The sequence below is a fragment of the Acinetobacter sp. YWS30-1 genome (genome assembly GCF_033558715.1).
Taxonomy (GTDB): domain Bacteria; phylum Pseudomonadota; class Gammaproteobacteria; order Pseudomonadales; family Moraxellaceae; genus Acinetobacter.
The window spans coordinates 2,598,627-2,622,725 of sequence record NZ_CP114606.1; the positions used below are offsets into that span (position 1 = coordinate 2,598,627).

General features: G+C 44.6%; 31 protein-coding genes and 2 pseudogenes. 8 read left to right on the forward strand and 25 right to left on the reverse strand.

Annotation, left to right across the window (positions count from 1 at the left end; translation table 11 throughout):
- Window positions 1-8: 8 nt before the first annotated feature.
- The 23 genes and pseudogenes from secY to O4M77_RS12400 form a co-directional block, all read right to left on the reverse strand.
- Complete coding sequence (gene secY / locus O4M77_RS12290) at window positions 9-1,328, reverse strand: preprotein translocase subunit SecY (RefSeq protein WP_171505548.1); 1,320 nt, start codon at window positions 1,326-1,328, stop codon at window positions 9-11.
- A gap of 45 nt (window positions 1,329-1,373) precedes the next feature.
- Entirely contained in the window at window positions 1,374-1,814 is a 441-nt protein-coding gene (gene rplO, locus O4M77_RS12295; protein ID WP_004786897.1) for a 50S ribosomal protein L15, read from the reverse strand.
- A gap of 3 nt (window positions 1,815-1,817) precedes the next feature.
- Entirely contained in the window at window positions 1,818-1,994 is a 177-nt protein-coding gene (rpmD, locus tag O4M77_RS12300) for a 50S ribosomal protein L30 (RefSeq protein ID WP_004786899.1), read from the reverse strand.
- 6 nt (window positions 1,995-2,000) lie between these two features.
- Window positions 2,001-2,498, reverse strand: coding sequence for a 30S ribosomal protein S5 (gene rpsE, locus O4M77_RS12305; RefSeq protein ID WP_004786901.1), 498 nt, complete (start codon window positions 2,496-2,498; stop codon window positions 2,001-2,003).
- 2 nt (window positions 2,499-2,500) lie between these two features.
- A complete protein-coding gene (gene rplR / locus O4M77_RS12310; RefSeq protein WP_004281497.1) occupies window positions 2,501-2,851 on the reverse strand; it encodes a 50S ribosomal protein L18 in 351 nt (116 codons plus the stop codon).
- Between the two features lie 14 nt (window positions 2,852-2,865).
- Window positions 2,866-3,399, reverse strand: coding sequence for a 50S ribosomal protein L6 (gene rplF, locus O4M77_RS12315; protein ID WP_004786903.1), 534 nt, complete (start codon window positions 3,397-3,399; stop codon window positions 2,866-2,868).
- A gap of 13 nt (window positions 3,400-3,412) precedes the next feature.
- Window positions 3,413-3,808 carry a 30S ribosomal protein S8 gene (gene rpsH / locus O4M77_RS12320; protein ID WP_004786905.1) on the reverse strand — a complete coding sequence of 132 codons (396 nt, stop codon included), beginning with the start codon at window positions 3,806-3,808 and terminating at the stop codon, window positions 3,413-3,415.
- Window positions 3,809-3,820: 12 nt separating this feature from the next.
- Window positions 3,821-4,126 (reverse strand): 30S ribosomal protein S14, encoded by a 306-nt coding sequence (gene rpsN / locus O4M77_RS12325; RefSeq protein ID WP_004786907.1) that lies wholly within the window; start codon window positions 4,124-4,126, stop codon window positions 3,821-3,823.
- Window positions 4,127-4,135: 9 nt separating this feature from the next.
- Window positions 4,136-4,672 carry a 50S ribosomal protein L5 gene (rplE, locus tag O4M77_RS12330; RefSeq protein WP_004786908.1) on the reverse strand — a complete coding sequence of 179 codons (537 nt, stop codon included), beginning with the start codon at window positions 4,670-4,672 and terminating at the stop codon, window positions 4,136-4,138.
- A 16-nt stretch (window positions 4,673-4,688) separates the two neighbouring features.
- Window positions 4,689-5,006, reverse strand: a complete 318-nt coding sequence (rplX, locus tag O4M77_RS12335; RefSeq protein ID WP_004786911.1) for a 50S ribosomal protein L24 — start codon at window positions 5,004-5,006, stop codon at window positions 4,689-4,691.
- Window positions 5,007-5,015: 9 nt separating this feature from the next.
- Window positions 5,016-5,384, reverse strand: coding sequence for a 50S ribosomal protein L14 (gene rplN, locus O4M77_RS12340; RefSeq protein WP_001982634.1), 369 nt, complete (start codon window positions 5,382-5,384; stop codon window positions 5,016-5,018).
- 91 nt (window positions 5,385-5,475) lie between these two features.
- The gene (gene rpsQ / locus O4M77_RS12345; protein ID WP_004786913.1) at window positions 5,476-5,733 is read right to left on the reverse strand and encodes a 30S ribosomal protein S17; all 258 of its coding nucleotides are present in this window, start codon (window positions 5,731-5,733) and stop codon (window positions 5,476-5,478) included.
- A complete protein-coding gene (gene rpmC, locus O4M77_RS12350; RefSeq protein WP_004786915.1) occupies window positions 5,730-5,927 on the reverse strand; it encodes a 50S ribosomal protein L29 in 198 nt (65 codons plus the stop codon). The genes rpsQ and rpmC overlap by 4 nt, the downstream gene beginning before the upstream one ends.
- Window positions 5,927-6,340: a 50S ribosomal protein L16 gene (gene rplP / locus O4M77_RS12355; RefSeq protein WP_004786917.1), complete on the reverse strand. Its 414-nt coding sequence runs from the start codon at window positions 6,338-6,340 to the stop codon at window positions 5,927-5,929. Before rplP ends, rpmC begins: the two co-directional genes overlap by 1 nt.
- A pseudogene (gene rpsC, locus O4M77_RS12360) lies at window positions 6,280-7,096 on the reverse strand (30S ribosomal protein S3). The gene rplP and the pseudogene rpsC overlap by 61 nt, the downstream one beginning before the upstream one ends.
- Before the next feature lies 1 nt (window position 7,097).
- Window positions 7,098-7,427, reverse strand: coding sequence for a 50S ribosomal protein L22 (gene rplV, locus O4M77_RS12365; protein WP_001982638.1), 330 nt, complete (start codon window positions 7,425-7,427; stop codon window positions 7,098-7,100).
- A gap of 11 nt (window positions 7,428-7,438) precedes the next feature.
- Window positions 7,439-7,714 (reverse strand): 30S ribosomal protein S19, encoded by a 276-nt coding sequence (gene rpsS / locus O4M77_RS12370; RefSeq protein WP_004673001.1) that lies wholly within the window; start codon window positions 7,712-7,714, stop codon window positions 7,439-7,441.
- Window positions 7,715-7,733: 19 nt separating this feature from the next.
- Window positions 7,734-8,558 carry a 50S ribosomal protein L2 gene (gene rplB / locus O4M77_RS12375; RefSeq protein ID WP_005233738.1) on the reverse strand — a complete coding sequence of 275 codons (825 nt, stop codon included), beginning with the start codon at window positions 8,556-8,558 and terminating at the stop codon, window positions 7,734-7,736.
- A gap of 11 nt (window positions 8,559-8,569) precedes the next feature.
- Entirely contained in the window at window positions 8,570-8,890 is a 321-nt protein-coding gene (rplW, locus tag O4M77_RS12380) for a 50S ribosomal protein L23 (RefSeq protein WP_004786923.1), read from the reverse strand.
- Entirely contained in the window at window positions 8,887-9,489 is a 603-nt protein-coding gene (rplD, locus tag O4M77_RS12385) for a 50S ribosomal protein L4 (protein ID WP_004786925.1), read from the reverse strand. The genes rplW and rplD overlap by 4 nt, the downstream gene beginning before the upstream one ends.
- A gap of 11 nt (window positions 9,490-9,500) precedes the next feature.
- On the reverse strand, window positions 9,501-10,139 hold the full coding sequence (rplC, locus tag O4M77_RS12390; protein ID WP_005233737.1) for a 50S ribosomal protein L3: 639 nt from the start codon (window positions 10,137-10,139) through the stop codon (window positions 9,501-9,503).
- Between the two features lie 60 nt (window positions 10,140-10,199).
- Entirely contained in the window at window positions 10,200-10,511 is a 312-nt protein-coding gene (gene rpsJ / locus O4M77_RS12395; RefSeq protein ID WP_000070912.1) for a 30S ribosomal protein S10, read from the reverse strand.
- Window positions 10,512-10,785: 274 nt separating this feature from the next.
- Complete coding sequence (locus tag O4M77_RS12400) at window positions 10,786-11,520, reverse strand: type 1 glutamine amidotransferase (RefSeq protein WP_159122626.1); 735 nt, start codon at window positions 11,518-11,520, stop codon at window positions 10,786-10,788.
- 162 nt (window positions 11,521-11,682) lie between these two features.
- Here O4M77_RS12400 and O4M77_RS12405 point away from each other — a divergent pair, with 162 nt between their 5' ends.
- The 7 genes and pseudogenes from O4M77_RS12405 to O4M77_RS12435 all read left to right on the forward strand — a co-directional run bounded on the left by O4M77_RS12405 (window position 11,683) and on the right by O4M77_RS12435 (window position 18,919).
- Window positions 11,683-12,885 (forward strand): PLP-dependent transferase, encoded by a 1,203-nt coding sequence (locus O4M77_RS12405; protein WP_159122627.1) that lies wholly within the window; start codon window positions 11,683-11,685, stop codon window positions 12,883-12,885.
- 18 nt (window positions 12,886-12,903) lie between these two features.
- A pseudogene (locus O4M77_RS12410) lies at window positions 12,904-14,454 on the forward strand (helicase HerA-like domain-containing protein).
- A 152-nt stretch (window positions 14,455-14,606) separates the two neighbouring features.
- Complete coding sequence (gene hmpA, locus O4M77_RS12415) at window positions 14,607-15,815, forward strand: NO-inducible flavohemoprotein (protein WP_004786935.1); 1,209 nt, start codon at window positions 14,607-14,609, stop codon at window positions 15,813-15,815.
- Window positions 15,816-15,903: 88 nt separating this feature from the next.
- Entirely contained in the window at window positions 15,904-16,344 is a 441-nt protein-coding gene (locus O4M77_RS12420) for an RrF2 family transcriptional regulator (RefSeq protein ID WP_034169667.1), read from the forward strand.
- 93 nt (window positions 16,345-16,437) lie between these two features.
- Window positions 16,438-17,355: a ribosome biogenesis GTP-binding protein YihA/YsxC gene (yihA, locus tag O4M77_RS12425; RefSeq protein WP_159122628.1), complete on the forward strand. Its 918-nt coding sequence runs from the start codon at window positions 16,438-16,440 to the stop codon at window positions 17,353-17,355.
- Window positions 17,356-17,457: 102 nt separating this feature from the next.
- Window positions 17,458-18,402 carry a metal-dependent hydrolase gene (locus O4M77_RS12430; protein WP_159122629.1) on the forward strand — a complete coding sequence of 315 codons (945 nt, stop codon included), beginning with the start codon at window positions 17,458-17,460 and terminating at the stop codon, window positions 18,400-18,402.
- A gap of 97 nt (window positions 18,403-18,499) precedes the next feature.
- Window positions 18,500-18,919, forward strand: a complete 420-nt coding sequence (locus O4M77_RS12435; RefSeq protein ID WP_159122630.1) for a VOC family protein — start codon at window positions 18,500-18,502, stop codon at window positions 18,917-18,919.
- On the opposite strand, the gene O4M77_RS12440 is transcribed toward O4M77_RS12435, so the two are convergent.
- Window positions 18,916-20,154: a dicarboxylate/amino acid:cation symporter gene (locus O4M77_RS12440; protein WP_004786945.1), complete on the reverse strand. Its 1,239-nt coding sequence runs from the start codon at window positions 20,152-20,154 to the stop codon at window positions 18,916-18,918. The two genes, O4M77_RS12435 and O4M77_RS12440, sit on opposite strands and share 4 nt — an antisense overlap.
- Window positions 20,155-20,297: 143 nt before the next feature.
- On the reverse strand, window positions 20,298-21,170 hold the full coding sequence (locus O4M77_RS12445) for an acyl-CoA thioesterase (RefSeq protein ID WP_166135531.1): 873 nt from the start codon (window positions 21,168-21,170) through the stop codon (window positions 20,298-20,300).
- 282 nt (window positions 21,171-21,452) lie between these two features.
- On the opposite strand from O4M77_RS12445, the gene plsB reads away from it, so the two are divergent.
- Window positions 21,453-24,020 (forward strand): glycerol-3-phosphate 1-O-acyltransferase PlsB, encoded by a 2,568-nt coding sequence (plsB, locus tag O4M77_RS12450; RefSeq protein ID WP_166135528.1) that lies wholly within the window; start codon window positions 21,453-21,455, stop codon window positions 24,018-24,020.
- The last annotated feature ends 79 nt before the right edge of the window (window positions 24,021-24,099 follow it).

Genomic DNA, 24,099 nt, shown 5'->3' on the forward strand with positions numbered 1-24,099 from the left:
AAGTGCGCTTATCCCTTAGGATGAGCAGTCGTTTTTCTCATTAACGTTTGATTGTCATACTGGTGCGAGGTGAGATGTGCTTGAAGCTGAGCCATAAAGTCCATCACCACCACTACCACGATCAGCAACGATGTTCCGCCCAAGCTAAATGGAATACCAAAAGAGCTTTGCAGAATCATCGGCATTAAACAGATGACAGTGATGTATATCGCGCCAATAAAGGTCAAACGATTGAGAATATGATCTAAGTAACGAGCAGTTTGCTCACCTGGACGAATACCAGGCACGTAAGCTCCGCTGCGTTTCAAGTTCTCTGACACTTCTTTAGGACTAAATACCAGTGCTGTATAGAAGTAACAGAAAAAGATAATTAACGCACCAAAGAGCACCAAATACAACGGCTGACCAGGCGATAACACCAATGCCAAGTCTTGTAGACTACGCTTGATAATTCCTGCACTTGGATCCGAACTACCAACCCACTGACCTAAGCTCGCTGGGAACAAAAGTAAAGAGCTGGCAAAAATTGCCGGAATTACACCCGCCATATTAATTTTTAATGGCAAATGTGTTTGCTGTGCAGTAAATACACGACGTCCCTGCTGCTTTTGAGCATAGTTCACCGGAATACGACGTTGCGCCTTCTCGATAAACACAATCGCTGCTAGTACAGCAATCGATAATAGACCAAAAATTGCTAGTCCAATTAGACTAGACTGGCCATTATCAACTGAAGTTAGAGACTGCATAACTAAAGTCGGCAATCCTGCAACGATACCTGCGAAGATGATCATGGAAATACCATTACCTACCCCACGCTCGGTAATTTGTTCACCCAGCCACATCAAGAACATGGTCCCCGCAACCAAAGAGGTTACTGCAGGAACATAAAAAGCCAGACCAGAGGTCAGGGTAATTCCCTGGCTGATCAGGCCAGCACACATACCAATTGCTTGCACAAGTGCAAGGAACAGCGTGCCTTGTCGTGTGTATTGGTTAATCTTACGTTTGCCCTGCTCGCCTTCTTTTTTCAAAGCTTCGAGCGATGGAACCACTGTAGACATTAACTGCACAATAATCGATGCAGAGATGTATGGCATGATCCCTAAAGCAAGAATCGACATTCGCTCTAATGCACCACCCGAAAACATGTTAAACAAACCAAGGATGGTACCTTGGTTTGCATTAAACAGATTTTCTAACGCGGCATTATTAATCCCTGGTACTGGAATATGCGCTCCTAGTCGAAACACCAACAACGCACCAATGAGAAACATCATTCGACGAATAATTTCACGGTATTTCACATGAAATGGTTGGCCTTTCATCATGTTGACATGACCTGAAGAACTAGGAGTCATAGACACTGGGGATTACTCCTCGACTTTACCGCCAGCAGCTTCAACAGCAGCTTTAGCGCCTTTAGTCAATGCAACACCTTGTACAGTGAATGCACGAGTAATTTCACCAGAAAGTACGATACGAGCACGAGTCATGTCTTTACGTACAACGTTCGCAGCTTTTAAAGTTTCAAGAGACACGATGTCGCCTTCAACTTTAGCAAGCTCAGATAAACGTACTTCAGCAGTTTTCAAAGCCAATTGGCTAGTGAAACCGAATTTAGGCAAACGACGATAAAGTGCAGTTTGACCACCTTCGAAACCTGGACGAGTACCACCGCTCTTACGTGAGTTTTGACCTTTGATACCACGACCACCAGTCTTACCAACGCCAGAACCGATACCACGACCTAGACGAAGGTTGTCACGCTTAGCACCTTCTGCAGGTGCAATTGTATTTAAACGCAGAGTCATGGCTTATTCCTCTACACTAACCATATAGTAGACTTGGTTGATCATACCACGGTTAGAAGGCGTATCTTGCACTTCTACAGTATGACCAATACGACGCAGACCTAAACCTTTCAGGCTCAGCTTGTGATTTTTCAAGCGGTGCGATGCAGATTTAGTCTGGGTAACTTTAATCGTTTTCATGATTGATTACCCTTGAATTTGTTCTACTGTTAAACCACGTTTCGCAGCAACTTTCTCAGGAGAAGTCATATCACGCAAACCGTTAAAAGTTGCGTTTACTACGTTAGCAGCGTTTGTAGAGCCATAACATTTAGTTAATACATTACGTACGCCAACAGCTTCTAAAACTGCACGCATCGCGCCACCAGCAATTACACCAGTACCTTCAGAAGCAGGTTGCATGTAAACGCGGCTTGCACCGTGACGAGCATTGATAGGGTGCTGAACAGTACCATCAACAAGGTCAACAGTAATCATGTTACGACGAGCAGCTTCAAGTGCTTTAGAAATAGCAGCTGGAACTTCACGCGCTTTACCACGACCAAAACCTACGCGACCATTACCATCACCCACAACAGTTAATGCTGTGAAAGAGAAGATACGACCACCCTTAACAACTTTGGCTACACGATCAACGGCAACCAGCTTTTCAACAAGACCTTCGTTTTGTTCAACTTTAGCCATGATTAGAACTCCAAGCCGTTTTCACGGGCAGCATCAGCCAAGGCTTTGATACGACCATGATATTTGAAACCAGAACGGTCAAATGCAACTTTAGTAACACCAGCTGCTTTAGCGCGTTCTGCGATTAAAGCACCTACTTTTTGAGCTGCTTCAACGTTACCAGTAGTACCCGCACGTAAAGTAGCGTCTAGAGTAGAAGCTTGCGCTAATACTTTGCCACCATCTGCTGAGATAACTTGAGCATAGATGTGACGCGGAGTGCGGTTTACACACAAACGAGTCGCACCCAATGCACGGATGTGCAAGCGTGTGCTTTTCGCACGACGCAAACGGGATTGTTTCTTTTCGTTCATAAGAACCTCGCGCCTTATTTCTTCTTAGCTTCTTTACGAAGTACAACTTCGTCAGAATAACGAACACCTTTACCTTTATAAGGCTCTGGTGGACGGTAACCACGGATATCTGCAGCGACTTGACCTAGAACTGCTTTATCAGCAGATTTAAGTACGATTTCAGTTGCAGTTGGAGTTTCAGCAGTTACACCTTCAGGAAGCGTATAGTCGATCGGGTGAGAGAAACCAAGGTTAAGGTTAACAACGTTACCTTTAACCGCAGCTTTATAACCAACACCGATAAGTTGTAACTTACGTTCGAAACCTTCGCTTACACCTTTTACAAGGTTGTTAAGCACAGCGCGAGCAGTACCAGCTTGCATCCAAGCGTCTTTAGATTCAGCTTTAGGAGCAATAACTAGAGTACCGTCTTCCTGTTTTAGCTCGACCAGCGCATGCAGGTTGAAAGACAATGTACCTTTGCTGCCTTTCACTTCGACCTGCCGGCCGTTCTGAGTAACTGTTACACCGTTAGGTACAGTTACTGGGGCTTTAGCCACACGAGACATGAGGAATCACCTATTAAGAAACAAAAGCAATAACTTCACCACCAACGCCTGCAGCACGTGCAGCGCGATCAGTCATGATGCCTTTGCTTGTAGAAACAATTGCAATACCTAAACCTTGCTTAACGCTTGGAAGTGCATCTTTACCGCGATACTGACGTAGACCTGGACGGCTTACGCGTTTCACAGTTTCGATAACTGGCTTGCCTTCAAAATATTTTAAAGTCAAAGTAAGAGTTGCTTTGCCTTCAACTTCAGCAACTTCTACGTTTGAAATATAACCTTCTTGTTGAAGTACGTTAGCAATCGCAACTTTCAACTTAGAATTAGGCATAGAAACAGTTTGTTTCTTTGCCATTTGTGCGTTACGAACACGTGTTAGCATGTCGGCAACGGTATCTTGCATACTCATTTATAGTGCTCCTTACCAGCTTGCCTTAACAACGCCAGGTACATCACCTTGCATTACTTTATCGCGTACCATGTTACGGCTTAAGCCGAACTTACGGAAGTAACCATGAGGACGACCAGTTAAACCACAACGGTTACGTAGACGTACTGGAGATGCATTACGTGGTAATGCCTGTAATTTCATCATCGCATCGAAACGTTCTTCATCTGAAGCATTTACGTTTGCAATAATTGCTTTTAATTCAGCACGTTTTGCAGCGTATTTAGCAACAGTAGCTTCGCGTTTCAATTCGCGATTAATCATACTTTTCTTAGCCATTTCGACCTCTTATTTGAACGGGAAGCCGAATGCACGCATTAGCGCACGGCCTTCGTCATCGGTGCGAGCAGTCGTAGTGATGGTAATGTCCATACCACGAATACGGTCAATCTTGTCAAAATCGATCTCAGGGAACATGATCTGTTCTTTAAGACCCATTGAGTAGTTACCACGACCATCAAATGATTTCGCAGAGAAACCACGGAAGTCACGGATACGAGGAATCGCAATCGAGATCAGACGGTCTAAGAATTCGTACATACGTTCGCCGCGTAAAGTAACTTTACAACCAATCGGCCAACCATCACGGATTTTGAAACCAGCGATAGATTTACGAGCTAACGTAAGAACTGGTTTTTGACCAGCGATAGCTTGCATATCAGAAAGAGCACCATCAAGGAGTTTCTTGTCAGCAGAAGCTGCACCAACACCCATGTTGATAGTGATTTTAGTGATGCGAGGGATCTCCATCACATTCTTAATTCCCAATTGTTCTTTTAATTGAGCTTTAAGTTCGTCGTTGTAACGTGCTTTAAGTCTGGCCATTGCCTTTTTCAACCTATTACTTCGCTACCGCCACTGATTCACCATTAGATTTGAATACGCGAGTTTTCACGCCGTCAATCGTTTGGTAACCAACACGGTCAGCCTTTTGGGTTGTAGCATTAAAAATTGCCACGTTTGAAATGTGAAGCGAAGCTTCTTGAGTTACGATGCCGCCTTCAGCGCCAGTAACACGGTTCGGCTTTTGATGCTTCTTCACCAAGTTAAGGCCTTCAACCTTAACGCGGTCATTAGAAACAGACAGAACAGTACCCTGTTTGCCTTTTTCTTTACCTGCGATCACAATTACTTGATCGCCTTTTTTAATCTTAGCCATGATCGCCTCTTATAGAACTTCAGGAGCCAATGAAATAATTTTCATGAACTGTTCAGTACGAAGTTCACGAGTCACTGGTCCGAAAATACGAGTTGCAATCGGCGCTTTGTTGTTGTTCAAAATAACAGCAGCGTTATCGTCGAAACGAATCACTGAACCGTCTGGACGACGGATACCGAATTTTGTACGTACAACTACTGCATTCATCACGTCACCTTTTTTAACACGTGCGCGTGGAATTGCTTCTTTTACAGTAACTTTAATAATGTCGCCAACAGAAGCATAACGACGATGTGAACCACCAAGTACTTTAATACATTGTACGCGGCGAGCACCACTGTTGTCTGCTACGTCGAGCATAGTTTCGGTCTGAATCATTGCCCTACTCCAAAACCGAGCATCACCGGTCACAATTTCGAAAGGCTCAAAGAGTACTCGAAATTGACCGATGATGCAACAAGAACGTTAATTACTCAGCAGCTGCTTCAACAACTTCAACTAAAGTCCATGACTTAGTTTTAGACATTGGGCGGCTTTCTTTAATGGTTACAACGTCGCCAACTTTAGCTGTGTTGTTCTCATCATGAGCATGTAATTTTGTTGAACGGCGGATTGATTTGCCATACAACGGGTGTTGAACACGGCGTTCGATAAGAACAACGATAGATTTTTCCATCTTGTCGCTTACTACTTTGCCTGTTAACGTGCGGACTGTATTTTCACTCATTGTCCGTTCCCCTGTTTTTCGGTAAGGAGGGTCTTGATACGAGCAATAGTCTTGCGAGTCAATTGCACTTCGTGCGATTTACCCAATTGACCAGTTGCTTTCGCCATACGAAGACGGAATTGGTTTAGCTGTTGCTCATCAAGCAAAGCTGTCAACTCTTCTACCGACTTTTCACGTAGATCTTTAGTTTTCATTACATTACCGTCCGAGTCACGATAGTGGTTTTAAACGGAAGTTTAGCAGCAGCAAGCGTGAACGCTTCGCGAGCTAGGTCTTCGTTAACACCATCAATTTCGTACAAGACTTTACCTGGTTTGATTTGGCAAACCCAGTATTCCACAGAACCTTTACCTTTACCCATACGCACTTCAAGTGGTTTAGAAGTAATTGGCTTGTCCGGGAATACACGGATAAAGATTTTACCACCACGTTTAATACGACGGCTAATTGTACGACGCGCTGCTTCAATTTGACGTGCAGTCATTTGACCACGTTCGATTGATTTAAGTGCGATAGTACCAAAAGATACTGAGCTACCGCGGTGAGCTAGACCAGTGTTACGGCCTTTTTGCACCTTACGGAATTTAGTACGTTTAGGTTGCAACATGGATTATTCTCCTTTTTCAGCAGAACGATCATTGCGACGACCACGACGCTCTTGACCTTCACCACGACCGCGACCGCGTTTAGCTGGACGTTCTTCAGCTGGAGCTGGGTTCATGACTTGTTTCATGCCACCCAAGATCTCGCCACGGAAGATCCAAACTTTAACACCAATCGTACCGTAAGTAGTCTCAGCACGCATAGTCGCGTAGTCGATATCTGCACGAAGAGTATGTAGAGGTACACGACCTTCACGATACCATTCAGTACGAGCAATCTCAGCACCACCTAAACGGCCTGAAACTTCTACTTTGATACCTTTCGCACCAGCACGCATAGTGTTTTGAACCGCACGCTTCATAGCACGACGGAACATTACACGTTTTTCCAATTGAGAAGCGATAGCTTCAGCAACTAGACGCGCGTCTAAGTCTGGACGATCAATTTCGTTGATACTTACTTGCGCAGGAACACCCATAATAGATGTTAATTCGCGTTGTAATTTCTCAATGTCTTCGCCTTTTTTACCGATTACGATACCAGGACGAGCAGTGCTAATAGTTACTTTAGCAGCGCCTGTTGGACGTTCGATAAGAATATTGCTGATCATTGCATTCTTAAGTTTTTTAGTTAAAAACTCACGAACTTGCAAATCTTTAAGCAAGTATTCAGCGTATTGTTTCGGACTCGCATACCAGTTAGCGTTATGACGTTTCACAACACCTAGGCGGATACCGATTGGATGAACCTTCTGACCCATATCAAACCCCTACCTTAACGGTGATGTGACAAGTACGCTTAGTAATACGATCTGCACGGCCTTTAGCACGTGGCATAATACGTTTCAGGCTCATGCCTTCATCAACGTAGATCGTAGAAACTTTAAGGTCGTCTACATCTAAACTGTTATTATGTTCAGCGTTTGCAATTGCAGATTCCAACGCTTTCTTAACCAATACTGCAGCTTTTTTGTTGCTGAAGTTTAAGATGTTAAGAGCGTGCGCAACAGATTTGCCGCGGATAAGATCTGCAACCAAACGAGCTTTTTGTGCCGAGATAGCGGCACCGCGTAATTTAGCAGTTACTTCCATCATAGCACCTATTAACGTTTAGATTTCTTGTCAACACCGTGACCACGGTAGGTACGAGTCGGTGCAAATTCACCAAGCTTGTGTCCAACCATATGTTCAGAGATGATCACTGGAACATGGTTACGGCCATTGTGTACAGAAATTGTTAAACCAACAAAATCCGGGAGGATCATCGAACGACGCGACCAAGTTTTGATCGGCTTACGGTTATTAGCCGCGATAGCCGCTTCAACCTTAGCGAACAAGTGCGCATCGACGAATGGGCCTTTTTTCAGAGAACGAGGCATTGTCAGATTCCTTTACTTGTTACTTAACGCGACGGTCGCGAATAATCATCTTAGTCGTACGCTTGTTGGTACGTGTTTTGTACCCTTTAGCTTTTTGACCCCATGGGCTTACAGGTTGAATACCTTTGTTACGCCCTTCACCACCACCGTGTGGGTGATCAACTGGGTTCATCGCCATACCACGAACGGTAGGACGAACACCACGCCAGCGTGATGCACCAGCTTTACCTAGTGAGCGAAGGTTGCTTTCTGAGTTAGATACTTCACCTAACACAGCGCGGCATTCAACATGAATTTTACGCATTTCGCCTGAACGAAGACGAACGATAGCGTAGGAACCGTCACGACCCAACAACTGAACAGAAGTACCAGCTGAACGAGCTAACTGCGCGCCTTTACCGATTTTAAGTTCGATGTTGTGAAGAGTAGAACCGATAGGCATGTTGCGAAGTGGCAAGCAGTTACCTGGACGGATTGGAGCATCGTTACCAGATTGAACTGAATCACCAGCGCGTAAACCTTTAGGCGCGATGATGTAGCGACGTTCACCGTCAGCATACTTCAACAACGCAATGTGCGCAGTACGGTTTGGATCGTATTCAATACGCTCAACTACAGCTGGGATGCCATCTTTGTTACGTTTGAAGTCGATTAAACGGTAGTGTTGTTTGTGACCGCCACCAACGTGACGAGTCGTAATGTGACCGTTGTTATTACGGCCGCCAGTACGTTTTTTAGCTTCAACTAGTGGAGCATAAGGCGCGCCTTTGTGAAGGTGATCATGAACCACTTTCTCTACAAAGCGACGTCCTGGAGACGTTGGCTTACATTTTTGAATAGGCATAGTTTTCGTCCTTATTCCGCTGCGCTTTCAGCGGCATCGCCCAAGTCAGCCATTTCAACATCTTGGCCAGCTTTCAGGGTGACGTATGCTTTTTTAACATCAGAACGACGTCCTAATGTTTTACCAAAGCGTTTAGTTTTACCTTTAGTGATCGTAGTGTTAACTTTAACAACTTCTACACCAAACAATTGTTCCACTGCTTTTTTGATTTCAAGCTTGTTTGCATCAAGTGCAACTTTGAATACTTGAACACCAGCAGTTTCACCTAAAACTTGTGCTTTTTCTGAGAAAACAGGTCCTTGCAGGACTTGATATAAACGTTCGTTGTTCATCCGAGTTCTACCTCAATTTTCTTAGCAGCAGCTACAGACATAACAACTTTATCGAACGCGATCAAGCTAACAGGATCGATTGCAGTCGCATCAACCACATCAACGTGTGGAAGGTTACGAGCAGCTAGATACAAGTTCTCATCAACAGCATCAGTAACGATCAATGCACGAGTAGCATTCAAGTCGTTAAGTTTTGCAAGCAATTCTTTAGTTTTTGGAGCTGCAACAGCAAACTCTTCAACTAGAACTAAGCGATCTTGACGAACAAGTTCAGCCAGGATGCATTGCATAGCACCGCGGTACATTTTACGGTTTACTTTTTGAGACCAGTCTTGTGGACGAGCAGCAAAAGTTTTACCACCGCCAACCCAGATTGGGCTACGAATAGAACCAGCACGAGCGCGGCCAGTACCTTTTTGACGGAATGGTTTTTTACCACCGCCAGAAACGTCTGCACGTGATTTCTGAGCTTTAGAACCTTGACGACCACCAGCTAAGTAAGCTGTAACAACTTGGTGTACAAGAGCTTCATTAAATTCACGACCGAACGCAACTTCTGATAATTCAACAGCAGAGCCGGAAACAGTATTTAAATTCACGTTATTTCCCCTCAGGCCTTGATCGTAGGACGAACAGTTACGTCGCCACCAGTAGCGCCAGGAATCGCACCTTTAACTACTAGAACTGAACGTTCTGCGTCGATAGATACAATTTCAAGACCCTGTACAGTTACGCGTTCAGCACCTAAATGGCCAGCCATTTTTTTGCCTTTGAACACGCGACCAGGAGTCTGGTTTTGACCTGTAGAACCTAGAACACGGTGAGAAACAGAGTTACCGTGAGTAGCGTCTTGAGTACGGAAGTTCCAACGCTTAACACCACCCTGGAAACCTTTACCTTTAGACTGACCAGTTACGTCAACAATTTGACCCACTGTGAACAGATCTACACCGATAGTAGCGCCAACTTCACGACCTTCAAGCTCAGCTTCTGAAACGCGGAATTCTTGAACCAGACGACCAGCAGCAACACCAGCTTTCGCGAAGTGACCTTTCTGAGCGTTAGTTACGCGAGATTCGCGACGTTCACCAGTAGTGATTTGAATCGCTTGATAACCATCAGTTTCAAGCGTTTTGATTTGAGTGATGCGGTTAGGATCAACCTCAATCACTGTAACAGGCACAGAAACACCAGCATCTGTAAAGATACGTGTCATACCGCACTTGCGACCGACTAAACCAATAGCCATGTGCATAAACCTCTAAAAAAGCGGCCTAATTAACTTAGAGCGTTAATTAACCCGAAAGCCTTAACCCAATGCGATCTGAACATCAACACCAGCTGCAAGATCTAACTTCATCAATGCATCTACAGTTTTGTCTGTAGGTTGAACGATGTCGATCAAACGTTTGTAAGTGCGGATCTCGTATTGGTCACGCGCATCTTTGTTAACGTGTGGTGATGTTAAAACGTTAAAACGTTCAATGCGTGTAGGCATTGGAATTGGACCACAAACTTGTGCGCCAGTACGTTTTGCTGTTTCTACGATTTCTTGAGCTGATTGATCAATAAGACGGTGATCAAAAGACTTAAGACGGATACGAATTCTCTGGTTAGACATACCAGTTAACTCCAAGCCAAATATATAAAGAATCACTCTTGACGCATCTCACCCCACTATTTTAAGGCAAGTGTCAAGAGCAGTGAAATATCACTAAGGTCGTGATCGATGCCACGACTGTAACGATAGTTAACTACTTTCTTCGCAGTTAACCCCCTTCCTCTCGAAGGGTCGCTTATTATAGCCATTGTTTATTGCATAAGCAAATCCCTTTTACGGTTTTTCTTGCTGTATTTCAATTTATTCGGGAAATCAATTGTTTATTTTTTACTCACTAGGCTGTTTTTTCCAAAACATACTGAATAGCTTGATTTAGTATTTGATTTCCTTGGATAAAATTATTTTTGGTTGTTCTTTTCAGTTGTTGTATGTCCTGTACATATTTTCCAGAAAATTGTGAAATTTCTTCTTCATTTTCCAAAAACAGCTTTAAAGTTTTCGGGGTGATTTCCGGATGAAACTGGAACCCCAAGACATTCTTGCCGAGTTGATACATCTGATTACGACAGGCTTCATTTTCTGCCAGATGAATTGCCCCTTTAGGTAGTTCAAAGGTTTCACTATGCCACTGCATAATTTCAAACTGTTCAGGTAAAATAAAACAATCCTCGGGTACATGCGCGACTTTGCGTACCGTGGTCCAGCCTAACTCCTGTTCCTGGTTTCGGCTGACGGCCGCACCTAAGGCATTGGCAATCAACTGCCCGCCTAAACATAAGCCAATCGCCGGTTTGCCTTGAGAAAGATAACGGCGTAACCAGCGTTTTTCGATCTTGAGCCATGGATAATTTGCCTCATCATTGACACTCATGGTGCCGCCCATGATGATCAGCAAATCAACTTCTTCAACTGCTGGTAAAGCTTCTATATCGAGTGGACGATCGACGGGTAAAGCAAAGAATTCAGTCGCAGTAATTTGCGCCTGATGCTGCTTTAAAAAAGCAATACAACTACCAAAACCCTCGCCAGCAATATGCTGAAAATAATGTACTTTTAACTGCGACTTCATGCGCCTAAACCTTTTGTTGTAGCTCTCTGATTTTAGGTTTTGCAAAAATGAAGCCAACTTTTTAGCAATGTCAGTTTTTTCAACATTTCACAACATAACTAGCAGCAATAATGAGATTCTCTTAAGCTAAAGCAATATTTGATTACATTTAAGAGCATTCACGTGAAAAAAAATCCTCAAACAGCGCTGATTCATGCACCACGAAAGGCCCCGCAATACATTTCCAGTATTCAACCTCCCCTGTTTCGTGCATCAACCATTATCTTTAACAACACCGATGCCCTATTTAATCGCCATTGGACCGATGACTATGACTATAGCTATGGCACCCACGGTACACCGACGACATTTACCTTAGGCGATAGCATTGCCCAGATCGAAGGTGGTCAATATTGTTTGCTGGCACCGAGTGGTTTATCCGCGATTAATCTCGTGAATTCTTGTTTTTTAAGCCAGGGCGATGAAGTGTGGGTTGCAGATAATATCTATAGTCCAAACATGGAACATCTACGCAATCTGGAAACCCGCTATGGTATTCAGGTCAAAGTCTATAATGCGATAGATGCGGATACTTTTCAGCCCTCGGAAAAAGCCAAACTACTTTGGCTTGAAGCGGCGGGTTCCGTGACTTTAGAATTTCCCGATTTAAGTCGCTTGGTCAAGAAAGCTAAAGCTAACAACATTCTCACTGCGCTTGATAATACCTGGGGTGCAGGTCTTGCCTTTAATGCTTTTGATTTTGGCAATGAACACTTAAGTGTCGATATGACCGTGCATGCCCTTACTAAATATCCAAGTGGTGGCGGTGATATCCTGATGGGTTCAGTGGTTACGCGCAATAAAGAACTGCACCACAAGTTGTTCCGTGCGCATGCCATTCAGGGTATTTCAGTATCAGGTGATGATGTCGCTCAGGTACAACGAAGTCTGGCATCGATGCAACTCCGATATGAACATCAATCACAAAGTTGCTTAACCTTATTAGACTGGCTCAAACAGCAACCAGAATTTGTTCAGGTCTTACATCCGGCTGATACTGACAATGCTGGCCATAAAAACTGGAAAGAAATTTGCAAGCAAGGACACAGTGCCGGAGTGGTCAGCGTGATTTTTGACAATAACTACAAGTTGCAAGATATTCGCAATTTCTGTGACAGCTTAAAACTGTTTAAGCTTGGCTTTAGCTGGGGTGGTCCTGTCAGTCTGGTCATGCTATATAACTTAAAAGAAATGCGTGTGCTTGAACATTCACATTTGAAGGAGGGTTTTCTGGTTCGTTTCTGTATTGGTCTGGAACATCCGGAAGATCTGATTGAAGATATTCAGCATGCACTACAAGAAATGAAAAAACTTAAAAATGAATAAATAACAACAGGAAAATCTATGGGTACACCAATCATTATTGCAAAAAAAACCAGTGATACTACGCAAGATATTGTACTGCACTCACAGCTTGCCAACCGTCACGGACTGATTGCCGGCGCGACCGGAACCGGCAAAACGGTAACCTTGAAAGTTTTAGCAGAAAACTTTTCTCGCATTGGTGTACCCGTGTTCCTTGCCGATGCCAAAGGCGATGTTTCCAGCCTGGCCAAGCCAGGCGAAAGTAATCCTAAGTTTGATGAACGTATTAAAAGTCTGAATATTGATTCGATTCCTTTTGAAGCTTCGCCGGTCGTATTCTGGGATCTGTTTGGTGAACAAGGCCATCCGGTCCGTACTACGATTTCTGAAATTGGGCCACTCTTGCTTGCCCGCATCCTGAACCTGAATGACACGCAAGAAGGCGTTCTCTCGGCAGTCTTCCGAATTGCCGACGATCAGGGCTTGTTACTGATCGATTTTAAAGACCTGAAAGCCATGCTCAGCTATGTCAGCGAACATGCTGCAGACTTTAAAGCGGAATATGGCAATCTCTCCCCCGCCAGCCTCGGTGCGATTCAACGCAATTTATTGGCACTTGCAGATTAAGGCGGGGATAAATTCTTTGGCGAGCCAGCACTCGACCTGATGGATTTCCTGCAAACGGATAGCCAAGGCCGCGGCAATATCAATTTGCTGGCTGCCGACAAGCTGATGAACACACCGAAGTTGTACGCCACTTTCCTATTATGGATGCTGTCAGAGTTATTTGAACAGTTACCGGAAGTGGGTGATCTGGACAAACCGAAACTGATGTTCTTCTTTGATGAAGCGCATTTACTCTTTGATAATGCCAGCCCTGCCCTACAGGAAAAGATTGAACAGGTGGTACGCTTGATCCGCTCCAAAGGTGTCGGGATTTACTTTGTCACCCAGAATCCACTGGATTTACCAGAAAGCGTCCTCAGTCAACTCGGCAACCGGGTTCAGCATGCCTTACGCGCTTTTACTCCTAAAGATCAGAAGGCAGTCAAAACGGCGGCGGATACCTTCCGTGCCAATCCAGAATTTAAAGTACAGGAAGCGATTACTGAACTTGCTGTAGGTGAAGCGCTGATTAGCTGTCTGGATGAAAAAGGGACTCCACAGATTGTTGAACGTGGCTGGATCATGCCACCACATTCTTCTTTTAGCCCGATTACACCAGAAGAACGTAAAGCACTGATGCAGCAAAGCATTGTCGCTGGTATTTATGAGCAGGAAGTTGACCGTGACAGTGCGCATGAGATGCTGCAGCAAAAAGTACTGGAACTTCAGCAGCAGGCTCAAGCTGCGGAACTTGCCAAGCAACAGGCCAAAGAACAGGAAGCTCTGGCTAAACAGCAAGCCAAGGAACAGGAACGTTTGGCACGTGAACAGCAAAAAGAAGCTGAGCGTGCAGCCAAGCAACGTGAAAAACTTACTCAGGATATTGTGGGTACCTTTGCCAAAAGTGCAGCACGTAGTCTTGGTGGTAGTACCGGACAGAAAATTGTGCGTGGTCTATTAGGTTCCCTCTTCGGGCGCAAATAACCTTCCTTTCTCCGATCGAAAACATCATTTTTATGGGATATTTTTATATCCCATAATTTTTTTATGGTTTTATGCTTTTACTATATTGTAAAAGCATTTTATAAGATGTATTCTAAATACATCTTATAAATAACAGCCATGAGAGATCAGCTATGACTCCACAGCAAATTGACCTTGTAAAAGCCACTGTTCCTGTACTTCGTGAAAATGGGGTTGCCCTGACCGGTTATTTCTATAACCGCATGCTAGGCAATAATCCTGATTTGAAAGAAACCTTTAACATGGGACATCAACGCAGTGGAGCTCAAGCACAAGCCTTGGCAGGTGCGGTTCTGGCTTATGCTGAAAATATCGAAGATCCATCTGTGCTGTTACCCGTGGTTGAGCTGATCGCACATAAACACGTGAGCTTAAACATTAAGGCACCGGATTACGGTATTGTTGGGGAAAACCTGTTGCATTCGATCAGTGAAGTGCTGAACATTTCGATGGATGATCCATTGATTGATGCTTGGGCTGCAGCGTACGGTCAACTGGCGGATCTGTTCATTGCAACTGAAAAAGCGATTTACGACCAGCATGAACAGACTAAAGGCAGCTGGTTAGGCTGGCGCAACTTCAAGATTGCCAAGAAAGTCGTGGAAAGTGACGAAATCACTTCTTTCTACCTGGCTCCAGTCGACGGCGGTCCATTACCGAAATATGAAGCTGGCCAATATATCTCTGTACGTGTGTTTGTACCTGAGTTAAATCTGAGACAACCACGCCAATATACCCTGTCGACTTGCCCACAAGCAGACTACCTGCGTATCTCGGTGAAACGTGAAGACCAGAAAGGCGACATGGTTCCAGGTTGGGTATCGAATACTTTACATAGCCTGCCAGAAGGTTCAGAAATTGAAGTCTCTGCACCGACAGGTAACTTCTACCTGATTGATCCGAATAAACGTAATGTGTTCATCAGTGGCGGTGTAGGTCTAACTCCAATGGTAGCCATGCTGAACCAGCTGGTGACTCTGGATATGCCGCAGCCTGTGACTTTCATCCATGCCTGCCGTAGCAAACAGGTTCATGCGATGAAACAGCATATTCATGACTTGAAAGCCAAATATCCACGTTTAAGCACAATGACTGCTTATGAATTCCCTCACCCAAGCGATAAACTGGGCGAGGATTATGATGTTGCCGGTCGACTGGACTTAAGCACTGTAGATAGCGCATTATTACCAGCCAACGCAGACTACTATCTCTGTGGCCCAATGCCATTTATGGCTGAACAGCAAAAAGCGCTCGTCGCTCGCGGAATCCCTGCTGAGAACATTCATAGCGAAGCCTTTGGCACAGGTGGTGTACGCCACTAACTGCTTCTTCAGCTTAAAATAAAAACAGAGGGTTAGTCTGGTATGCTAGACTAACCCAAATTTTTTCATCAAAAACATCAGTATTATCATGCAACTGAATAAATTTACTGACTATGCGCTGCGCATACTGATGTATGTTGCACAACCCCGTGATCTGCCTTATACGATTGCCGAGTTGGCGGAGCGCTTACAGATTTCACAGAACCATGCCATGAAAATCGTCTACTTTATGGCAAAACAGGACTGGCTGATTACTTCTCGTGGTAAAGGGGGTGGAATCCGTCTTAATCCGGCTGCCCTGAAAGTTCAGCTAGGACAGATTGTGCGTATTCTGCAACGTGATAACCAGATTGTAGAATGTAATGATCCACCTTGTATATTACGTACCAATTGCGGATTAAAAGGCATTCTGGATCAGGCTGTGGAGCAGTTTTACACCAGTCTGGATCAATATATTCTGGGTGATGTCGTTGAACCGACCAAGGAACATTTTAGTATCCAGTCACCAATTAGCCTGATCAATCTCTAATACCCTTATTCTATTGGGCAATTCTAAAGTTCGCTTGCCCGCCCGACTTCCTTTATAATAGCTTCTTGTATAATTAGTCATTGAAGTTGAGCCATGCATCACAGCAGAGGAAAGTCGAAAAACAGTAAGGCATCAAATGCCCCAAAGCAAAAGATCAGCTATGAAAAAAAGGTCGATCCAGCCATTACTGAATATTCGGTACAAGCCCTCAACTGGTTACGCAAAGCTGAGTTCCTGATGAGTGCACCCAAGCTCAGCTTGTGTGTAGAAGATACCGGTTATGAGGTGGCTTTTGCTGGCCGTTCCAATGCGGGTAAATCGAGTGCCATCAATGCCCTGACCAATCAGAAACAGTTGGCCCGTGCGTCCAAAAAACCAGGCCGTACCCAGATGATCAACTTCTTTAGCCTTGGCAATCCGGATCAGCGTCTGGTCGATTTACCGGGTTATGGCTATGCAGCGGTCCCAGAAGCCATGAAAATTGTCTGGCAGAAAGAACTGGAAAACTATCTGATTCACCGCAAGAGCCTGCAAGGTCTGGTGTTGCTGATGGATATCCGTCATCCGCTACAACACTTTGATGTGATGATGCTGGAATGGGCGTATTCACGTAAATTATTCGTACATGTGCTGCTGACCAAAGCCGACAAGCTGAACCGTGGCCCTGCTTCGAAAGCGCTACAAGAAGTGAAAGCCAAACTGAAAAAGATGAAGCTGGATTTCTCGATTCAACTGTTTTCTTCTCTAAACAAGCAAGGTCTGGAAGAACTGGCCAGTGTGATGGGCGGGCGTTTGAACTTCACTTTGAATCAAGCACCTGAATTTGATCTGGACAGCATTCCTGAAGCTTCAATGCATGATTTAAACGAAGCTGATGAACCAATTGAATTATTAGAAGATGAAGATGAGACCAACAGCACTCATGAAGTCAGTGCCAGTGAACTGAATGATCTGGACGCGCCTGTGGAAGTCGATCCAACAAAGATTGTCGAACAGGATCCACAAAAATAAGCCGAATGTGTTTCATCGGATAAAAGAATGTCCCGTATTGCCTGCTGCAATTCGGGATATTTTTTTCATACTGTCTTGATCAAGCAGTGATGGATTCACACCATGTCTTTACTTTCGCGCTTCAAAACAACAAGAATTGGCTCTTCCATTTCCTATTTTATCCAGCCTCGCAAAGTCAGCTTTGAATGGCAAGATACTCCGGTCGACTGGATTCCTGATCAGCCCTTTGCCAGTTACTTCGTCAATGAAATTAACAATATTCTTCCTGCAGGTGAACTCTGGTTCTGCCGTTTATATAACAAAGTCCTCCCCCAGATCACTGACGAAAAATTAAAGCATGATGTACAGGCATTTATCCGTCAGGAAGCCATACATGCGCAAGCGCATAATTCGGCCAATAAAGAATATTTATCTGAACGTCAGATTGATATCCAGCGCAATCTGCACATCATGCATTTCCTATTTAACAAGCTGCTCGCCGATCAGCCATTCGGTCTCAAAATCCCTAAAATCCTAGAACACCAATGGGATCTGTTTCGTCTCGGTATCATTGCGACAGTAGAACATATGACCTGTGTCCTGGGTAAATACGCACTCTACAATACTGAATGGGAACGTCTGGGTGCTGATCCGAATATGCTGGATCTGGTGAAATGGCATGGTGCTGAAGAAATTGAACATCGTAGTGTGGCTTTTGATTTATATCGTCACCTAGGTGGCGGCTATATTGCCCGTTATTATCTAAGTGTGGTGATCATTATTGGTGTAATTGGCCTTTGGGTGGATGGTGCTGCACATCTGTTATCGCAGGATTCACGTTTCAAGCAGTATAAGCCAGCCGTATATAAACCCTGGATCTGGAAAGAATGGTTGCGTATTTCCCAGTCAGATAACCGCCTTCTGCCTAACCCGCTGTGGTTAGTATCCCAACAGCTCGGTTATTTAATGCCTTGGTATGATCCGGTGCATGAAGGCAGTACCGATGATGCGCTGCATTATCTCAACCATTCACAGGCAGCCAAACGCGCTACTCTCAAAGTCGCTTAAGCTTGCCTGTTATTACAATTTCTAACAGCAGGGATCGCTTCCCTGCTTTTTATTTGTCCTAAGATAGAAATATAACAATCATAATCAGGAGGGACTTATGCAAGCACGGATTTCTGTGATTACCCTCGGTGTGCTCGATCTGGAAGCTTCACTACGCTTTTACCGTGATGGACTGGGTTTTCCCAGTGAAGGAATTATGGGTGAAGAGTTTGAATATGGCGCGGTGGCTTTTATTCAATTACAACCTGGTCTTAAGCTTGCCTTATGGCCACAGCGTAGTATCCAGCAAGATACCGGTCTAGAGCCAAGCCCAATCTGTCCGACGCAAATGACTCTGGGGCATAATGTCTATAGTCCCTTAGAAGTCGACCAGGCAATGGCACAGGCTGAACGTGCCGGCGCTAAAATTATTAAACCTGCACACACGACTTTTTATGGCGGATATGCAGGTTATTTTCAGGATCCCAATGGTCATCTCTGGGAAATTGTCTGGAACCCGGACTTTGACAAAGATTAAACCGGCACTTCAGGCTCGCGGGTATGTCGATCTACCACCACACTAATCATCATATCGCCCTGCACGTTTACTACTGTACGTACGGTATCCAGCAGACGGTCAATCGGAAGTAGAATCGCAATCGCTTCAGCAGGTAAACCCACTGATTGCAGTACCATGATCATGGTGACCATGCCGGCGCTTGGAATGCCCGGTGCACCTAATGACGCAATCATTGCCGTGGCACAAACCACCAGCTGCTGACCTAAGGTTAAATCCAGCCCCATCAGATTGGCAATAAACAAAGCTGCTGCAGCTTCATAAAGTGCCGTTCCATCCATATTCAGCTGCGTGCCAAGAGGAATCACAAAACCGGCTGTTTGCGGACGTACGCCCAGGTTCTCCTGCGCGCATTTTAAAGAAATCGGCATGGTTGCCGAACTGGAGCTGGTGGCAAAGGCAGTAATTAATGCACTACGGGTGCCTTTAAAAAAGGTCAGCGGATTCATTTTTCCGAAGATCCATAGCAATAACGGCAACACCACTATTCCGTGGAAAATTGTAGTGCCTGTCACCACTGCCGCAAACTCGGCCAGACGGCTCAGTACTGAAATATCTTCAGTGGCAATTAACTTGGCGAGTAATGCAAAAATCCCAATCGGTGCCAGTTTCATGATCCAGCCAATCATCAACATCATGATATCAAAAAACTGGTGACTGAGCTTACGTACAGTACGGAAGCTGTCTCCACCTGCGACCAACGCCACACCGATAAACAAAGCAAAAATTACAACGGCCAAAACATTGCCATCAGCAAAGGCCTTAAAGGGGTTGATCAGGGTATTCTGAATAAAGTTGGTAAAGAAAGAAGATGGCGTTAAAGTATCAGGAGTCTGATGCTGAGCCATGGCATCCTGAAACATCACCACATCTACGCCTCTCCCCACGTTGAATAGATGTGCACAGGTCAGTCCTAGAATCAATGCCAATGAGGTGGTGGTCACGCAGCACAGTAAAGTAATTTTCCAGGTTCGACTCAGCTGCCCGCCCGCCTGCAGATTAGACACCCCAACCACAATTGAGGTAAAGATCAGGGGAATCAAAATCATTTTCAGCAGGCCAATAAAAAGGCTGCTGGCAATTCCAATCCCGTACAGGCCGACATCAAAAAATGTGCTTTGCGGAAATAAAGTCAGTAAAAATCCAAACAGTACCCCCAATACGGCGGCAATTAAAATCTGCGTATTTAAGCTCATTTCACATGCATTTTTAATATTGATCTTAAGGGCACTATGCCATGCAAGTGCTGGAGAATCGAGTAATTTTTTATAAAGAGCCGTGCTTAAAAATGTATAAAGCCGGATCTGGGATCCGGCTTTATTTAAATTAAAAGTATGCTTTACTGGGTTTCAATTTCACGTAAACGGATCAGGCCTTCTTGTGTGGTACTGCAGACCAGCTCACCATTTTGCCACATGCGGCCAAAGTTCAGACCACGTGAACTGGCACTTTGAGTAGCATCCATGTCGTATAACATCCATTCATCTACCCGGAATGGTTTATGGAAATACATGGCATGATCAATACTGGCACATTGCAAGCTTGGAGACAGATAACTTAAACCATGCGGACGCAGCGCTGTGGTCATTAGGGTAAAGTCCGAATAGAAAGCAGCAATCGCCTGATGCAAGGAAATTTCATCCACTTCTGTAGCGATCTTTCCATGAGTACGGATATAGTGCGCATAATTTGGCGCTTCCGGTTGCGGCTGGAATGGATTCACTGGCATTACAGGGCGAATTTCGACATGACGGTCACGCATGAAAGACGCACGCACATTTTCCGGAATAAATTCAATAATCTGCCGGGTGAGCTCTGCTTCATTTTTCAGGCTTTCTGCTGGTGGATACTCAGGTTCTGAAATCTGATAGTTCAGACCTTCTTCCTGATGCGCAAAGGAAACCATACACATGAAAATGGTACGGCCATGCTGAATGGCGCGAACCTGACGGCTGACGAAACTTTTACCATCACGGATACGGTCCACTTCATAAATGATCGGTGCATTGACATCGCCACCAAACAGGAAATAGGCATGCAGTGAATGCGCAGGACGATCTGTGGTATAAGAGGCAGCACGTAGGGCCTGTCCCAGAACCTGCCCACCAAATACGCGCTTGCCTACCAGATTACGGCTAATTCCCCGGAAAATATTTTCTTCTAACTTTTCTAAACTGAGCAGCTCGACCAGTTCCTGTGTTAAGGCATTCATAAGCAACCTGTGTGATATTGGCAAGATCCAGAAGTGTAGAAATAAATCTATACAATTTATTCTGAATATTCTGCCATAAAATCCAAGCAATCTTCTAAAGATTGATTGACTGTTCTGTCAACTGATCTTGCAACTTACTAGGAAAAACATCTGCTTTCGCGCTAAAATTGAACCACTTCGATTGAATTTGTCAGAAAATGACATATTGTTTGTTTTTATAATCAATCAAAATAAATTCCCTCAGAAATTCTGTAGTTTTGGTCAGTAAAATTAGGAGTAACTATGTCCAAGAGTGGCTTTGGTCAAATGTATCGCAAGCTTTCAAGTAAGCTACTTGATCTTGTGGTCACCCCGCATGTTCTTGGGGAAGTACCAAGTGAAGTGACAACTCCTACTGCTGACCAGACTCCGGCAGCACAGCAGAAAATCGTCTGCTATATCTTGCAGAATCATTCACGCAGTAATGCATTGGTAGTCGATGCGGAAACTCGCCGTTTAAACATGCCGCCTGCGCTCGACCCTCTACAGATTGGTGACAGCAAGGAAAAGGCTTCGGTTCTGTTCCTGCAGCATCATGATGAGAATAATCTGCTTAGCTCACCACCACATGCTTTTCCTCCACGCCTGTTACGCCTGATTGAAGTCCTAGAAAAAAATCCCGAACTGGATGTGGAACTGGTACCGGTGACTGTACTTTGGGGTCGTGATCCTGAAAAAGAAGATTCTTGGTTCAAGCTTTTATTTACCGATACCTGGTCTACGCCAAGCCGGGTCAAACAGCTGGTCAATATCGGTCTGCATGGTCGCCAGTCTTATCTGGAGTTTCATGAGCCACAATCTTTGCGCGCCCTCATGGAATTTGCCAAAGAAACTTATCCAAATTCAGCGCCAGCGACCTATATTGTCAGCCGTCTGAATGACTATTTGGATGCACAGCGTGAAGTGATCCTCGGCCCTGACCTGTCAGATCGCCGTAATGTGATGCATGGCCTGATTAAATCTCCGGATGTACAGGCGGCTATTCGTAATGAAAGCATCCGCAGCAAAATCAGTATGCTGGAAGCAGAACGTCGTGCGATTGGCTATCTGAATGAAATTGTATCGGACTACTCTCACTCTACCGTACGTTTCGCCGATAAAGCCCTGACCCGTTTATGGACCCAGCTCTATGACGGCGTGGAAGTACATAATTTCAGTACCGTGCGTGAACTGGCCAAAGATTATGAAATTGTCTATACGCCATGTCACCGCAGTCATATCGACTATTTATTATTGTCTTATGTGATTTATCGTCGTGGTCTGATGGTGCCTTATATTGCGGCAGGCGATAACCTGAACATGCCATTTGTGGGTCAGATCTTACGGGGTGGTGGTGCTTTCTTTATCCGTCGTACCTTCCGCGGTAATGCACTCTATACCACCGTATTTAAAGAATATCTGTATAGCGTGCTGTCGCGTAATACTCCACTGGAATACTTTATCGAAGGTGGTCGTTCACGTACTGGTCGTCTGCTGCCACCAAAAACCGGCATGCTGGCGATGACCGTACATGGTCATTTACGTGGCAAAGCTAAGCCAATTGTCTTTGTTCCGACTTATATCGGCTATGAACGCCTGATGGAAGGTGGTACTTATGTCGGTGAGATGAATGGCAAGCCGAAAGAAGCAGAATCTATTTTTGGCATCCTGAAAACCTTGCGCAAAATTGAACGTATTTTTGGCAAGGTCCATCTGAACTTCGGTGAACCGGTATTTCTGGATGACATCCTGAAACAGCATGGTGCAGAACATATCAAAATTGAAAAGAATGATGATCCGATTCCGCAGCCAGTATCCGACGCAGTCAACAGTTCTGCCCAAGCCATTCTGGAAAATATCAACCGTGCAGTCGTGGTGAATCCGGTTTCACTGCTGTCACTTATTTTATTGGCAACACCGAAACATACGCTGGACGAAGAAATCTGTATCAAGCAGCTGGATACCTACCGTAATCTGCTGGTGGCTTTACCTTATGATGAGCGTATGCAAATTACCTCACTTTCAGGTAAAGAGATTATTGCCTATGCAATGAAGCTCAAGCTGATTAAACGGGTGAAACACGTTCTGGGCGATATCATTGCCATTGAAGATAATCAGGCCGTATTGCTGACTTATTTCCGTAATAACATCGTGCATAGCTTTGTATTGCCGTCCCTGATTGCGGCACTGGTAGAACACAATGGCATGATTCGCCGTGAAGATGCGATCAACGCTAGCAGTACACTCTATCCATTCCTGAAAGCTGAGCTATTCCTGAAATGGAAAGAAGACGAAATTCAGCAACATGTTGATGCTTATATCGATGCTTTACTTGCAACCAATCTGATCAGTGCAGATGGTGAAAATCTGGTAGCGCCAGCACCGAATACTGAAGCGCATCACCAGCTTGAAGTTCTGGCTGCTCCAGTAACCCAAAGTCTGGAACGTTACTATATGACACTGGCTTTGATCACCCAGCGTGGCCCAGGCAATATTTCAACCCGTCAGGTGGAAGAACTGAGTCATCTGGTGGGGCAACGTCTTTCTGTACTGTATGAATTCAACTCACCAGAATTCTTTGACAAAGCCTTATTCCAAAGCTTTATTAAGGTTCTGACGCAAAAAGGCTATATTTGTACCAACGAAGACAATGCCATTGTCTATGATGAGCAGCTGACCAATGTTGCGCAGTATGCAGATCTGGTACTGGATGAAGTGAAGCTGCAAATGCTGCATCACATCACCTCCTTTACCGATGAAGAGTTGAAAGAAGCACTAGATGCGGTTGCGGCTGAACAAGCCAAGAAACGTGCGAAACGCAAGAAAAAGTAAAGTTTACTTAAAGAAAAAGAGAGGTTTTGGCCTCTCTTTTTTTGCTTGAGAATTAATAAAAATGATAAATATTCCCTCT

Bases quoted from the DNA above. Each gene is read 5' to 3' on its own strand.
- rpsN (WP_004786907.1), bottom strand. From the start codon at position 4,126: ATGGCTAAGAAAAGTATGATTAATCGCGAATTGAAACGCGAAGCTACT.
- rplV (WP_001982638.1), bottom strand. From the start codon at position 7,427: ATGGAAGTAACTGCTAAATTACGCGGTGCCGCTATCTCGGCACAAAAA.
- rpsS (WP_004673001.1), bottom strand. From the start codon at position 7,714: ATGCCTCGTTCTCTGAAAAAAGGCCCATTCGTCGATGCGCACTTGTTC.
- rplB (WP_005233738.1), bottom strand. From the start codon at position 8,558: ATGCCTATTCAAAAATGTAAGCCAACGTCTCCAGGACGTCGCTTTGTA.
- rplO (WP_004786897.1), bottom strand. From the start codon at position 1,814: ATGACTCTGCGTTTAAATACAATTGCACCTGCAGAAGGTGCTAAGCGT.
- yihA (WP_159122628.1), top strand. From the start codon at position 16,438: ATGCATCACAGCAGAGGAAAGTCGAAAAACAGTAAGGCATCAAATGCC.
- rpmC (WP_004786915.1), bottom strand. From the start codon at position 5,927: ATGAAAACTAAAGATCTACGTGAAAAGTCGGTAGAAGAGTTGACAGCT.
- O4M77_RS12445 (WP_166135531.1), bottom strand. From the start codon at position 21,170: ATGAATGCCTTAACACAGGAACTGGTCGAGCTGCTCAGTTTAGAAAAG.
- rplC (WP_005233737.1), bottom strand. From the start codon at position 10,139: ATGGCTATTGGTTTAGTCGGTCGCAAGTGCGGTATGACACGTATCTTT.
- rplN (WP_001982634.1), bottom strand. From the start codon at position 5,384: ATGATTCAGACCGAAACTATGCTCGACGTAGCAGACAACAGTGGTGCT.
- rplW (WP_004786923.1), bottom strand. From the start codon at position 8,890: ATGAACAACGAACGTTTATATCAAGTCCTGCAAGGACCTGTTTTCTCA.
- O4M77_RS12420 (WP_034169667.1), top strand. From the start codon at position 15,904: ATGCAACTGAATAAATTTACTGACTATGCGCTGCGCATACTGATGTAT.
- rpmD (WP_004786899.1), bottom strand. From the start codon at position 1,994: ATGAAAACGATTAAAGTTACCCAGACTAAATCTGCATCGCACCGCTTG.
- secY (WP_171505548.1), bottom strand. From the start codon at position 1,328: ATGAAAGGCCAACCATTTCATGTGAAATACCGTGAAATTATTCGTCGA.
- hmpA (WP_004786935.1), top strand. From the start codon at position 14,607: ATGACTCCACAGCAAATTGACCTTGTAAAAGCCACTGTTCCTGTACTT.
- rplF (WP_004786903.1), bottom strand. From the start codon at position 3,399: ATGTCTCGTGTGGCTAAAGCCCCAGTAACTGTACCTAACGGTGTAACA.
- rplE (WP_004786908.1), bottom strand. From the start codon at position 4,672: ATGGCCAGACTTAAAGCACGTTACAACGACGAACTTAAAGCTCAATTA.
- plsB (WP_166135528.1), top strand. From the start codon at position 21,453: ATGTCCAAGAGTGGCTTTGGTCAAATGTATCGCAAGCTTTCAAGTAAG.
- rpsQ (WP_004786913.1), bottom strand. From the start codon at position 5,733: ATGAGTGAAAATACAGTCCGCACGTTAACAGGCAAAGTAGTAAGCGAC.
- rpsJ (WP_000070912.1), bottom strand. From the start codon at position 10,511: ATGTCTAACCAGAGAATTCGTATCCGTCTTAAGTCTTTTGATCACCGT.
- O4M77_RS12435 (WP_159122630.1), top strand. From the start codon at position 18,500: ATGCAAGCACGGATTTCTGTGATTACCCTCGGTGTGCTCGATCTGGAA.
- rpsH (WP_004786905.1), bottom strand. From the start codon at position 3,808: ATGAGTATGCAAGATACCGTTGCCGACATGCTAACACGTGTTCGTAAC.
- rplR (WP_004281497.1), bottom strand. From the start codon at position 2,851: ATGAACGAAAAGAAACAATCCCGTTTGCGTCGTGCGAAAAGCACACGC.
- O4M77_RS12430 (WP_159122629.1), top strand. From the start codon at position 17,458: ATGTCTTTACTTTCGCGCTTCAAAACAACAAGAATTGGCTCTTCCATT.
- O4M77_RS12400 (WP_159122626.1), bottom strand. From the start codon at position 11,520: ATGAAGTCGCAGTTAAAAGTACATTATTTTCAGCATATTGCTGGCGAG.
- O4M77_RS12440 (WP_004786945.1), bottom strand. From the start codon at position 20,154: ATGAGCTTAAATACGCAGATTTTAATTGCCGCCGTATTGGGGGTACTG.
- rplX (WP_004786911.1), bottom strand. From the start codon at position 5,006: ATGGCTAAGATTAAAAAAGGCGATCAAGTAATTGTGATCGCAGGTAAA.
- rplP (WP_004786917.1), bottom strand. From the start codon at position 6,340: ATGTTGCAACCTAAACGTACTAAATTCCGTAAGGTGCAAAAAGGCCGT.
- rpsE (WP_004786901.1), bottom strand. From the start codon at position 2,498: ATGGCTAAAGTTGAACAAAACGAAGGTCTTGTTGAAAAGCTGGTTGCC.